Source organism: Nonomuraea glycinis (assembly GCF_035920485.1).
In the GTDB taxonomy this organism is placed as follows: Bacteria; Actinomycetota; Actinomycetes; order Streptosporangiales; family Streptosporangiaceae; genus Nonomuraea; species Nonomuraea glycinis.
The window spans coordinates 2,437,393-2,449,756 of sequence record NZ_CP109166.1 but is presented as its reverse complement, the minus strand read 5'-3'; the positions used below and the strand labels follow the sequence as shown (position 1 = coordinate 2,449,756).

Here is a 12,364-nt window from a genome sequence, read left to right as displayed (position 1 = left end):
CAGCTACCTCCTTCTGCCTTTTGCCGGGGAAAATCACAGGCCCGCGGAGCCGGTGAGGTCGAGAGGCGGCTTGCTGACGCTCACGTCGCGCAGGCGGTCGATGTCCATGCGGTCGCCCCAGCGGATGATCGCCTCATCGTCGGCGAAGGCCATCGCGCGCATCATGTTGCCGCCGTCGGTCGCCTCGACCGTGCGCCGCAGCCGCTCCCGCAGCGAGTCGGGCAGGCGGGTGGTGCCCGCCTCGATGGTGTCGCCGTAGCTCGGGACGTAACCGACCCCCGCGAAGCCGGTACGGCGCAGCAGCCTCGGCAGCGTCTCGGAGGAGTAGAACATCAGGTGGTTCTTGGTGAAGCCGCTCCACTCCGACCCGTACGCCTTGAGCAGCAGCGAGCGAGCGTTCACCGTCAGGATGAGCAGCACCCCGCCGGGCGCCAGCAACTCCCGGAACATCGTGAAGTCGTCGAGCGGCCGGGGCAGGTGCGCCAGCACCGACCAGAGGGTGATGACGTCGAAGCCGCCCGCCGCGATCTCCGGCACGTCCTGGGGCGCACCGTGGAAGGCCCGCGCCTTGGTCAGCCGCTCGTTGGCCTGCGCGACCGAGTCGGGGGACAGGTCCACCCCGCAGGCGTCGAAGCCGCGCTGCTCGGCCAGCTCAAGGAACAGCCCGGCGCCGCAGCCGAAGTCGAGCAGCCGCCGCCCCTCCCCGTGGTCGAGAATGGGGGAGAACGCCTGCATGGTGAGGTTGTAGCGGCGCTGCCGGTTGGCGGCGTACTTGCCGGTCAGGAACTTGCTGTAGCCGGTGGCATACAGGTCGCCGAGCCGCTCGGGGCGCACGTTCGGATTGCGGTAGAGGAAGCCGCAGGACGGGCAGCGGACGACCCGGTAGCGCCACTTGCCGCCGCCGGTCGGCTGGAACAGCGGCTGCTGGCTGGTCTCCCCGCACAGCGTGCAGCTCAGGAACTCCTCGATCTCGCCGAGCGGCACGTTCGCCTGATACTCCTCCAGGGACAGGACGGGGGAGCGGCGTAGCCGCCATCGCCACTGGGCCTCGCGGAGCGTCCGTTCGCCCGGCCGGACGTAGACCCGCTGTCCCCAGGGCACCCGGTTGTAGCGGGCGCCGTACGCGAGCCGGCCGAGCAGTCGTCGAGCAGAGACCATTGCAAACCCCCAAGCAGCCGAATGCCGAAAGGTATTGCCCAGTGCGTCCCTGACTATTCCATCGCGATCGCCTGCATACCATCGCGAAGCGGTAAGGGTAGGGCAGGCCGGGCGGCCCGCCCTACCGCGATCATGACGGGCGGCCGTCGGCCCCGCACTTGATGATCGGCCGGATGCAGTCGCGCACCCGGCGCTCCAGCTCCGCCACCGGCCAGGCGTTGAAGAAGTCGCCATGCATGGTGAAGCCGCCTCCGGAGGCCAGCCGGAAGTTCGCCGGATTGCCGCTCACCGGATAGCGCAGCACCTGGCGCAGCTTGGGCACCGGGACGGGGTGGCTGGAGGGGCACTGGTCGCCGACCGGATAGGCCATGTGGCTCTTGTGGTCGGCCGAGTCGAGGTCGCGGCCGTTCCAGCACTGCGGGAAGTCGAGGTACGACTCCAGCATGGTGCCGGACGGGCAGGTGACGAAGTCCTTGGACGCGACGACATGCCCGGCGTGCAGGCACGACCAGCGGGCGATGGTGGTCGCGTCGGGCCCGGTGGCCCTGGCGTTGCCGGCCACGATCCGCAGCCCGAGCGGGAACGGCTGGATCCGGGCGGTGATGTCCGGCCGGACGCCCTCGCCCAGGTAGTAGAACGTGGTGATGGTCGGCTCGACCGGGGCGTTGTTGTTGTAGAGGGTCGGCACCCAGTAGGAGGACTTGTCCACCGCCGGGTTGCAGTTGCTGGGGCCGTTCAGCAGGTCGGTCACGGTCGTGTGGGCGTTGGTGACGCGGCTGCCGAAGAAGCTGTGCATGTGGGAGGCGCCCGGCAGGCCAGGGAAGACGATCGGGTCGTCGGGCAGCCGGTGACTGTAGGGGCAGTCGGCGAGGAACTCCGCCACCCGTACCGGCTCGGCGGAGGCGGGCTGCTGCTGCACGAGAGGGGCGCCGAGCAGCGCGGCCAGCAGAGTCAGGATGAGGATCGGTCGTAAGGCGGGCATACGGACTCCGTCTCGGGGAGCGTGGGGGGGAGCGCTCCCTGAGACGGAGACTGGCCTTGTCAGAAACTTCTGTCAAGTGACAGGTTGTAACGTGTGGCCAGGTTGGCAGGAGAGTTAGAGAGCGCTCTCTCTTGCGGCTCTGGCGATGACCTCCTCCGTGGTGAGCGGCGCCTTCGGGTGGTGGCTCAGGCACATCGGGACGCGCACCTTGTCGAAGGACCGGCCCTCCAGCGCCACGTAGAACTCGCCGGCGCTCAGCTTGGCGATGTCCGGGGTGTCGCCGCCCTTGGCCCTGGCCATCTCCTTGGCCGTGTTGACGTGCGCGGAAGCGTTCAGCAGGCCGAAGAACTGCGTCGCGGCATTGCCGGGGATCTGGTTGTGCAGGCCCTTCGGCGCCTGGGTCGCGAAGATCAGGCCCAGGCCGTACTTCCTGGCCTGCGACGCCAGCGCCAGCGTGCTGCGGGTCGCGGGCGTGACCCGGCCGTTCGACGGGGCGAACGTCTGCGCCTCGTCCATCACGAACAGGCCGCCCAACGGCCGGTCAGCCGCCGGATGCCGCCTGATCCAGGCGAACAGCTCCATCTGGAGCTGCCCCACGAAGCTCTGCCGCTGCTCCTCGCCCGGCAGCCCCGCCAGGCTGATCACCGACACCCTGGCCCGGCGCCCCTCCGACGGGGTCAGCAGCACCCCCGGATCCACCGGCTCACCCCCGCCGCCGAACATCGGGTCGTTGTCCATCGCGGCGGTCAGCGACTGAGCGAGCTCGGCCGCGATCTTCGGCGCGCTCGCCAGCTCGCTCACCCCGTCCGGCAGGTCGGCCAGCAGCGCGATCAGGCCCTTGAGACTCCGGCCACCCCGCCGGCCGTAGCGGGCCAGCGCCCTCCTGAGCACCGCCTGCCCACGCTGCGCCTTGTCGGTCCTGGCCTCCAGCTTGACCCGCGGCGCGATCGCCGCCACCGCCACCTCCACGGCCTCGGTGAACTCGTCCGGATCGTCCGCCACGGCCGCGAAGTCGGGCAGCGGCTGGAAGCTCAGCGGGCGTCCGGCCCCCCGCCTCGGCGTCCAGATCACCACCTCGGTGCCCGCCAGGTAGTCGGCCGCCTTCCGCTCGTCCCCCTCCTGCCAGCCGTGCGGCGCCTGCGGCCACGGGTCGCCCAGACGGGCCAGGTCGTTGTTCGGGTCGAGCACGATGGCGGACACGCCTTGCAGCGCGCACTCCTCGACCAGCCGCCGGATCAGCACCGTCTTGCCGGAGCCGGTGCCGGCGAAGATCGCCGTATGCTTCCTGAGCGCCTCCAACGGGACGCTCACCTGCGCCCCGCCGGCCATCCGCCTCCCGACGGGAATACCGGGCCCCTCACCCGCCGCCCCCCGCCCCGCCGCACGGGCCGACTGCGCCGCTCCGCCGGTCGCGGGAAAGGCGACTGTACGGTCCTGCGCTCGTTCAGAGTCGTTATCCGGAGTGGTGGCCGCTGTGGGGGTCGGTGGGGTGGGAACGCTCCAGAGCTCCGTCAGGGCCTCTCTGAGGAAGCTGACGTCGCCCGCTGGATCCCGTACGGCGAGCCAGGTGTTGAGGTGGGGCGGGTTCTCGGCGAGGAGTTCGCTGAGTGCGGACAGGACGCGCAGGTCGTCGCCGTTGAAGGTCAGCTTCCGGCCGCCCGCGCGTTCGAACGCCGCGACCACCTCCTGGGTGCGCTCGCCCCCTGACCAGTCCCGGTTGCGCAGCAGGAAGAGCCGCCTCTTGGGGACCTCGGCATCCAGCCCGGCCGCCACCGACGCCTTGCGGATCCGGTTCAGCGCCGCGATGGCGTTGTTCGCGGTGACCGCCCGGAACGCCCAGTGCGTCTCGTCCTCGGTGGACTCGTCCAGGATCTGGCGCAAGCGAGCGTGCAGGGGCGGTTTGGCGCTCGGTGGCGGGTCCACGGTGAACGTCAGGCCGTTCTCGCCCTGGCCGGCGATCCACGCCGACAGGCCCGACGCCAGGAGTGCGGGCATCAGGACGTCCTCGGACGCGCCGTCGATCATCGGCGGCTGCCGCCCGTCCCGCAACGCGGCGAACCGGGCATCCAGCGCGATCACCGCCTGCGCCACCGACTCGGTGAGCCCTTCCGAGGCCGTCGGCTTGACGGTCGGCACTGCCACGCCGTCGAAGGCCGTGAGCTCCCTGACCTCGTCGTCCCGTACGCAGGACCTGATGTGTGCCTCGATCGCGATGAGGAGCTGCCGAGGGGTCATGCCGGGGGCCCGCTCGAAGGCCTCGGGCCGGATCGGCCAGGTCGGATACGGCGGCTCGACGCCCGCCGCCCGGTACTGCGCCTCGAACCGCCTGGTGACGAGCTCGCGAGCGGTGCCGGCGTCGGGGATGGTCATGAGCGGGACCGCTTCCTTGAACCGGTCGCGGACCGTGTCGACGGCCTCCTGCTGGATCAGCGCCCAGCTGTTCGGCAGGCAGGACAGGACCGTCAGCGTCTTACGAGAGACCTCCCGCAGCGCCATCAGGCCGCCCGCGATGCGCTCCAGCAGCAGCTTCCCGCCCGCGTCGAGGACCACGCCGGAGACGGGCGAGGCCGGGGACAGGGCGGCATCGGTCGCGGCCGACGACTGGGCGATGAGCGGATCGATCTGGTCGATCGCGATCACGGTCGGCCCGGTGAGCGCCAGCAGCCGCGAGATGTCCTGGACGATCTCCTGCGGCGTCTTGTCGACGGGCCGGATGCCCCACCGGGCGCGCTCGCCGGGCTCCCCTTCGGGCATCGAGTAGAGGAACGCCTCGCCGATGTCCTGCATCCCCATGTCAGCCGAGGCGAACAGCGTCAGCGCCCGCGCGGTGTCCTGGCAGCCCCTGCCGACCTGCTCGTCGAGGCGGCGCAGCGCGCCGATGAAGGAGTCGAGCTCGTCGCGGGTGACCTCCTTCCTGCCCGTCACCGCCCGCCGGGTCATCCGCGACACGTCCACGGACGCCGCCAGACGGGACAGGAACACCCTGAGCTGCGACTCCCCGTCCTCGCCTGCCCGCGAGAAGCTGTCCAGGATCGACACCACGGTGCTCTCCCAGAAGCCCTTCGCGTCCAGCAGGCCGACCAGCACGAAGTAGCCGCCCTCCCGCTGGGTCAGCTCGCGCAGCCAGCCCAGCAGATGCGTCTTGCCGGTGCCGCGCTGACCCTGCACGACCACGCCGATGGGGCTGCCGTCCGGTTGGGCGCGTGCTTCGGCCAGGCCGTCGAGCAGGATCTTCGTCGAGCCGCCGTGCAGGCCCTCCACATGGAAGGGGGAGGGACGCCACACGTCGTCGGCGCCCTCGGTGTAGTTGAAGCTCAGGGCGGTGAGCGCCTTGGCGTCTGTCATGCCTCACCGATCCACAACAGGTGCTTCTCCTGCCCCCCGATGATCACCCCGGCTTCGCGGTCGCCGGGGGTGAGCGTCTTCTGGTTGGACTCCGGGACGATGTTCACGTCAGGCAGGCGTTCCATCCTTGTCAACGCCTCGTCCACCTGCCCTCTCGGCACGTCGCCCAGCAGTGGCCGCAGCCGGGCCAGCCCCACCCAGGAGCCCGGCCGGGGCGCCAGCTCGGCGTAGGCGGTTCGGATGCGCGCCTCCAGCTCCTCCAGCTCCTCCAGTTCCTCCGGTTCCTCGGGGGCCGATGGCGGGGCCATCCCGTCGGAAGAACCGGGGTTGTCGTACGGCTGGAAGATGTCGGCGAGTCGCTGGTCGGAGTGCTTCAGGTAGAGGGGGAGCCAGCCGAGCAGCGCGCGGGCGATGCTTCCCGCAGAGCCGGGCAGGGCCGGCACCAGGCCCGCGCTCAGGTCCTCCGCCAGGCGGGCCGTGCCTTGGTCGGTCAGCATGTGAACGTACTGGCGGCCCTGTTTCCAGCTGTCCACCAGTTTCAGCTCGTTCAGCCTGCGCCGTCTTTCCCCGTCGATCTTCAGGCCGAAGCGTTCGTGGAGCTCGTTGTTGGAGATCTCTCCTGCCGTCACGGCCAGGGCGATCAGTGCCGAGAATTCGGGCAGCGACAGGTTCTGCTCTGACATGTCTCATCCTTCTTGAGTGGCACGACGCCGGTCCCGGAGGAACAGCTCGATCTGGCGGATCACGCCCTGGGCATCGGTGAGCACCTGATCATCGGTGAAGCGCAGCACGGCGTAGCCGGCGAGCTGCAGGCGCACGTCCCGGCTGCGGTCCGCGGCGAACTTGAGCGCGCCCCTGTGGTCGGGCCCGTCCACCTCGACGACGCACCGCTCCGCCTGCCAGAGCAGGTCCACCCGGACCGGGCCGGCGAGCGGGTGCGGGCACAGCGTCTGGTTCCAGCCGCGCCCCGCCGCCCAGCCGCGCGAGCCCAGCGCGGCCTCCAGCGCCCGCTCACTGGGACTGGCCGGATGCGGCCGCCCCGCGACCGCCGGATAACTGACGACCGCCCGAGGCACCCCGGCACCGCCTGACGATGGGATCGTTGCGGCAGGAGGCACCTCGGCACGGCCCGCCGACGGGATCGTTGCGGCACGATCCCCTGGCGGAGCTTCCGGTAGACCCCGGGACCGGCCGGCTTCGGCGGTGGTCAGCGAGGGAGTGAGGGTGCCAGGACTTCCTGGCTTCAGCGGGAACGGCACTCTCGGCACCCGGTCCACCGCCGGTAGGTCGGCTCCGACCAGCCAGACGCCGAAGCCGCCTCGGTGGGCCAGCCACTCGCAGCCGGCGACCAGCACCTCCTGCGCCGCGTCGGGGAGTCCGTCGGGGACGCGGACCAGGAGTGACGTGCGTGACCGGCCGAAGCTGGCAGCCAGCGCTCGGGCGAGCCCGGCGGCCCTGATCTCGGGAGGGAAGCGGCCGGGCCGCCCGGTCAGCGCCCGTTCCGCGAGGCTGGCGAGGAAGGGGCCGAAGTCCTCTCCGTCCGCCGCCTTGCGCCGGGCGAGAACGCGTACGGCGGGCACACCGGCGCCGCCCGGCCCGCCGATGCCCTCGGCGCCGGGCAGCCACGCGGGGAACAGGGCGGCGGCGGCCGCTTCCAGCTCGTCCAGGACGGAAGTGACCATGGACGTGGTGGAGCGTTCCTGGACGGCGGCGTAGGTGACGATCGCGGGCGCGTCCGAGGGGAGTGGGTCGATGGCCAGCGCGACCGTGTCGGCGTCGGCGCCGTCCAGCCGCACGACCCTGTCGACGGGTAACGCCGTCCAGGAACGCACCGCTCGCCGCCCTCGTATGCCGACACTCTGACAACCCTGCGACGCTATACGGCGCCGCTGACGCTGTCACCCGATATGACGTTGTAGGCCGGTCGGTAAAGTCGCCGTTCATGCAACGTCTTATTGGGCTTTTGGTTGGGGCCGTATTCGGCATGCTCTTCGTGGCGATCAACGCGAACGAGCCGCTGCCCTCCTTGGCGGGGACCCTGCTGCGGGTGGCGGCGGTCCTCGCCCTCATGTTCGTGATCTTCGTGTACATGACGGCGGGGAGGATGATCAAAACTGGTGCCGTGCCGCAGGGCGGGCCGGCGGGCGGGCCGATGTTCGGCAAGGCCTACCTGGTGATCGTCGGTGTGGAGGTGGTCCTGCTGTTCGGCGGGCTGCCGGTGCTCGGCGCGCTGGGGGTGCCGGAGCAGGTGAACGTGGCCTGGATCGCGTTCGTCGTCGGCGCGCACTTCGTCGCGCTGGCGCCGGTGTGGAAGGCGCCGAGCATGCTGGTGCCGGGGGTGGTCCCGACGGTGCTGGGCATCGCCGGGTTCGTCATGGCGGGCACGTCGGCGCTCGCGTGGGTGCCTTTCGTGAGCGGGGTCCTGTCGGGGATCACGCTGCTCGGCGCGAGCGCCGTACTGTCCTGGACGCAACTCGCCGAGCTGCGCAGGGTGGCGGCGGCCTGAACGGCGGTCAGCCCGCTGCGCAGGGTGGCGGCCTGATCGGCGGTCAGCCGCCGTCCCGGTCGGAGTCGGCGGCGAAGACGATCGCGCCGAGATAGCCGTCGCCGTCCTTGGTGACCGTGAGCCGCAGGTCGTCGCGGTAGATGCCGTCGTCGTCGTTGCGGGTGTCGCGGCCGGGGCGGGCGGTGTACGGGGCCCGGGCGAGCACCTCGGTGTTGAGCGCCTCGTCGAACATCACCTGGGTGGTGAGCACGCGAGCGTCGGTGAAGTGCACCATTGCGTGGATGTGGATGGTCCGGCCCTGGTACCAGCCCGGCCAGATGGTGGTGAACTGCACGATGCCGTCGGCGTTGGTCACCTGGGCGCCGCGCAGGTACCGCGCGTCGTCCACGGGCTTCAGGTCGGCCGAGCCGTCCGGCGGGGCACCGACCGAGCCGGTGCCTGAATAGGAGCCGGCCGCGTCGCAGTGCCAGATCTCCACCACGGCCTTGGGCAGCGGCTCGCACGTCTCGCTGTCCTGGACCTTGATCGCGACGCGTAGGCGTGCGCCGGGCCGGTCCTCGCGGATGTCGCTGCGGATGCGGTCCGCGTCGAAGTAGAAGGGGCCGGCCGTGGTCGCGGGGGCGAGCGTACAGGTGCCGGCCTTGTCGAACAGGGGCGTGAGGTCCTTCGCCGTGGTGGCGGTCGCGGCCACGGACGGGGAGGTGGGCGGGGCGTCCAGGGCGCAGGCGGCGAGCAGGCTGCCCAGCCCCAGGGAGCTGATGCCGGCGATCAGCTTGCGCCTGCTGACCCGCTGTCCTTCGTGGTCGTGCGGCATGAAGCCTCGCTTCGGTAGGGGAGCCTCATATTAGGAAATATGCCCCTAAAATCCGCCGAAAGGTGATGATCCGGTAGGCACGATTCCGGCGTACCGCCAAAGATCCAATCCGCCTGTTGTTGTCGGTGACATCCGGTACATTTCCGGATCATTGATCGGCCGTACGTGTAGGTGTCGCCGTGCCGGCGGCATTCCCCGAGCTGTCTTGTGCTGGAGGTCGAGGATCGTGACCGCGGACTTAACCGCGTGGGAGCAGAGCAGCGTGACACGGGTGGTGCCGCCCCTCGAACCGCGCAAGCTCGCGAAGGTCCCCTTCGTCGAGCTGGCCGACGGGCGTCTGCAGGGTGTGGTGTCGAGCGGCTCGGACATCGAGCGGGTGTACGTCTCCTCGATCGCCGCCGGGACCTACGCCTACAACTGCAGCACCAACAACAACCGGCAGTGCGGCGGCCTGACCGGCTACCCCTGCAAGCATCTGCGGTCGCTGGTCGACGAGGCGGTCGTGCAGTACGGCATCGAGCGGGTCGCCCGCTACCTGCGGGTCCCCGACCCCGACAGCGTCACCGATGCGGGGGAGCTGCGGCGGTCCATGTTGGAGGGGCAGCACGAGCCGGCCCCGGCGGCCGTCGTGTTCAGCCGCTTCCTGCGCCACCTGGCCTACCTGGAGCTGCCCGCCACCACGGCGCCGCTGCCCGAGCTGCACTGGTTCCCGGCCTCCGGGGCGGTGCGCTGATGCTGGCGATGCAGCTGGCCGCGCTGGCCGAGGACCCGCCCGGTGCGGCGGAGGCCCTGGAGCTGGTGACGGCCTTCGACGAGGCGCTCGCCAACGGCCTCGGCCGGCTGGACGAGCGGGGCACACAGGCGATCACCGGCCTGGCCGGAGCCGTGGCGGCCACGCCGCTCGGCGACCGGGCCCGCGAGGCGGCCGAGAAGATCGCCGCCGGATCGGTGGCGGGCGAGCACCTGACGGCCCTGGCCGGCGCGCGAGCCGCCCTCCTCGGCGCCGTCCACGACGCCCTGCTGACCCACCTGGACGACTCCCTGGGCCGCACCAGAGCAACATGGCCGCCCACACCCGCCGAGGGCTCCGCGAGTGTGGGTGGGGCTGGTGCTGCGATGGGGAATCTGCTCATTGGCTGCCGGTCCTGGCTGCATGAGCTGGCCATCACCGGCTGGCGGGGGGTCGGCCACGATCTGGCCTCCGCCGCTGACCAGGCGATCGAAGCGGTGCTGGCCGAGCCCGGCCTGCGCCGGCTGGCCGTACTGACGGACGGTCTGGCGGGGGAGCTGAGGGCGTCGTCGCCGGTCGCGGCCATGGAGAAGGTGCCGGTGCGCCGGTGGGCGGACCTGTGGACGCGGGCCGTGCTGCTGTCCGAGCCGGACTGGCTCGGCACCCCTGAGCAGGTGGAGCTCGTCTCGGGCCGGCTGCTGATCCTCGGCGTGGACGTACACGAGCACGCGACCGTCGTGCAGGCGCAGGTGCACGCCGTGCTGGAGTCAGCCGGCGGCGAGGCCAGGGTGGTGCGGGCCGCCGTCTCCGCCGGCAAGGTGGACACGATCGTGGGCCCGGCAATCTGGTCGCTGCTGGAGGGCTACCCCGTGCTGACGGGCGCGCTGGCCGGGGGACGATCGGTGGAGATCACCGACATGCCTCTGCTGGGCGGCGGCGACCTGGTGTGGCAGGAGGATCGGGCCGCTCCGCAGGGGGCCGCCGACCCGTTCGCCACCGCCCGGGTCATGCTCGCGGGCGCGCTCGCGCCGGCCACGCCGCCCCTCGACCGCCATCCGGCGCGCATCGCCGAGCCGGTGTTCCTGGAGGGCTACACCACGGCCAAGACCGGCGATCGGATCTCGCTGGACGGGCACGACCTGGCGGTGGCCGTCGATCGCCTGCCCTCCTCGGGCCCGCTCACGCCGAAGCTCATGGCCACCTCCACCGCGTGCGTCGGGCTGCTGCGCTGGGACGCCGGCCGGTGGCTGCTGCAGCCGCTCGCGATCCAGGCCACGGTCAAGAAACAGCCGGTGGAGGAGCACACCGGCGCCTGGGCGCAGGGGCCCACCGATCCCAAGGTGGTCAGGTCACTGGCCAGGGCGGGCGACGCGGTGACGGTCCTGCGCGAGCGAGCCGGACGGTTGCTGCGCCGATGACCACACCGGAGCCGACGACCACCCCAGAGCCGACGACGACCGCACCTCAGGCGGCAACGGCACCTCAGACGACTTCGGCGCAGGAAGTGGCCACGGCCGAGGAGAATCGGCGCCAGGTGCTGCTCTGGCGGCTGCTGGCCCGCGTGTTCGAGACCGACGAGCAGCCGTCCCTGGAGGCGGCCAGCGTCGCCGTCGTCGAGGACCTCGGCCTGCCCACCGCGCTGCTCGACCCGTCGGTGTCGGTCGACACCCTGGTGCAGCGCTTCCCCGACCTCGCCGCCGAGTTCGACGCCCTGATGCTCCCGGGCGAGGACGAGCGGCCCAGGGACCGGGCCCGTACGGCGGCGCTGGCCGCCAAGCTCCTGCTGAACCTGTTCGCGACCGGTCAGGGCAACATCACCGCCACCGACCTGGCCGGATGGCAGCAGGACGCGGGCTGGTTGGAGCGGGCGCTCGGGCACCAGCCGGGCGACCTGCGCACCCAGCAGGGCGGCGGCCATGGTCCAGGTCGTGGCGACGGCCACGGCGGACTGGCGGGCGTGCTGGGCAACCTGGAAGGCGACCTCGTCCGCCGCATGCGGCTGCGCGAGGTGCTCGCCGACCCGGCGCTGGCCAGGCAGCTCACCCCCAGCATGTCCCTCATCGAGCAGCTCCTGCGCGACAAGGACAACCTGTCCGACGTCGCGCTGGCCAACGCCAAGGCGCTGATCCGCAGGTTCGTCGACGAGGTGGCCGAGGTGCTGCGCACGCAGGTGCGGCAGACCAGCGCGGGCACCATCGACCGGTCGGTGCCGCCGAAGCGGGTGTTCCGCAACCTGGACATCGAGCGCACGATCTGGAAGAACCTCCCCAACTGGAGCCCAGAAGATCAGCTCCTGTACGTGGACCGCCTCTATTACCGGCACACCGCCAAGCGCACCACCCCGGCCCGGATGATCGTGGTCGTGGACCAGTCGGGCTCGATGGTCGACGCGATGGTCAACTGCACCATCCTGGCGTCGATCTTCGCCGGTCTGCCCAAGGTGGACGTCCATCTGATCGCCTACGACACACGGGCGCTCGACCTGACCCCATGGGTGCACGACCCGTTCGAGGTACTGCTGCGTACCCAACTCGGCGGTGGCACGAACGGCCTGGTCGCGATGGCGCAGGCCCGCCCGAAGGTTCTCGACCCGCGTAACACCGCGATGGTGTGGATCTCCGACTTCTACGACAACCGGGACCTGCAGCGTGAGTTCGAGGCAGTGCACCGGTCCGGGGTGAAGCTCATCCCTGTCGGGTCGGTCAACAGCTCAGGCAGCCAGAGCGTGGACCCCTGGTTCCGCGAGAAGCTCAAGGACCTGGGCACGCCCGTGATCTCGGGCCACATCCGCAAACTCGTGTTCGAGCTCAAGAGCTTCCTCAACTAGGA

At 71.0% G+C, this 12,364-nt stretch carries 10 protein-coding genes; 4 read left to right on the top strand and 6 right to left on the bottom strand.

Going from position 1 to position 12,364, the window contains the following annotated elements; translation table 11 throughout:
- Window positions 1-33: 33 nt before the first annotated feature.
- The 5 genes from OHA68_RS11240 to OHA68_RS11220 all read right to left on the bottom strand — a co-directional run bounded on the left by OHA68_RS11240 (window position 34) and on the right by OHA68_RS11220 (window position 7,317).
- Window positions 34-1,158: a class I SAM-dependent methyltransferase gene (locus tag OHA68_RS11240; RefSeq protein WP_327107581.1), complete on the bottom strand. Its 1,125-nt coding sequence runs from the start codon at window positions 1,156-1,158 to the stop codon at window positions 34-36.
- A 130-nt stretch (window positions 1,159-1,288) separates the two neighbouring features.
- Complete coding sequence (locus tag OHA68_RS11235; RefSeq protein WP_189137923.1) at window positions 1,289-2,140, bottom strand: DUF1996 domain-containing protein; 852 nt, start codon at window positions 2,138-2,140, stop codon at window positions 1,289-1,291.
- Window positions 2,141-2,254: 114 nt separating this feature from the next.
- Window positions 2,255-5,485: a helicase HerA domain-containing protein gene (locus OHA68_RS11230; protein WP_327107580.1), complete on the bottom strand. Its 3,231-nt coding sequence runs from the start codon at window positions 5,483-5,485 to the stop codon at window positions 2,255-2,257.
- Entirely contained in the window at window positions 5,482-6,168 is a 687-nt protein-coding gene (locus OHA68_RS11225; protein WP_327107579.1) for a hypothetical protein, read from the bottom strand. The genes OHA68_RS11230 and OHA68_RS11225 overlap by 4 nt, the downstream gene beginning before the upstream one ends.
- A gap of 3 nt (window positions 6,169-6,171) precedes the next feature.
- The gene (locus tag OHA68_RS11220) at window positions 6,172-7,317 is read right to left on the bottom strand and encodes an endonuclease domain-containing protein (RefSeq protein WP_327107578.1); all 1,146 of its coding nucleotides are present in this window, start codon (window positions 7,315-7,317) and stop codon (window positions 6,172-6,174) included.
- Window positions 7,318-7,469: 152 nt separating this feature from the next.
- Between OHA68_RS11220 and OHA68_RS11215 the strand changes: the two genes are divergently transcribed.
- Complete coding sequence (locus OHA68_RS11215) at window positions 7,470-7,991, top strand: hypothetical protein (protein WP_327107577.1); 522 nt, start codon at window positions 7,470-7,472, stop codon at window positions 7,989-7,991.
- 43 nt (window positions 7,992-8,034) lie between these two features.
- Here OHA68_RS11215 and OHA68_RS11210 read toward each other — a convergent pair whose 3' ends face one another.
- On the bottom strand, window positions 8,035-8,805 hold the full coding sequence (locus tag OHA68_RS11210; RefSeq protein WP_327107576.1) for an intradiol ring-cleavage dioxygenase: 771 nt from the start codon (window positions 8,803-8,805) through the stop codon (window positions 8,035-8,037).
- Window positions 8,806-9,031: 226 nt separating this feature from the next.
- Between OHA68_RS11210 and OHA68_RS11205 the strand changes: the two genes are divergently transcribed.
- Genes OHA68_RS11205 through OHA68_RS11195 form a run of 3 tightly spaced genes read left to right on the top strand, consistent with a single transcriptional unit; the run spans window position 9,032 to window position 12,362 of the window.
- Window positions 9,032-9,538, top strand: coding sequence for a hypothetical protein (locus tag OHA68_RS11205; RefSeq protein ID WP_327107575.1), 507 nt, complete (start codon window positions 9,032-9,034; stop codon window positions 9,536-9,538).
- Window positions 9,538-10,953, top strand: a complete 1,416-nt coding sequence (locus OHA68_RS11200) for a hypothetical protein (protein ID WP_327107574.1) — start codon at window positions 9,538-9,540, stop codon at window positions 10,951-10,953. The genes OHA68_RS11205 and OHA68_RS11200 overlap by 1 nt, the downstream gene beginning before the upstream one ends.
- Window positions 10,950-12,362 (top strand): VWA domain-containing protein, encoded by a 1,413-nt coding sequence (locus OHA68_RS11195; protein WP_327107573.1) that lies wholly within the window; start codon window positions 10,950-10,952, stop codon window positions 12,360-12,362. Before OHA68_RS11200 ends, OHA68_RS11195 begins: the two co-directional genes overlap by 4 nt.
- Window positions 12,363-12,364: the final 2 nt, after the last annotated feature.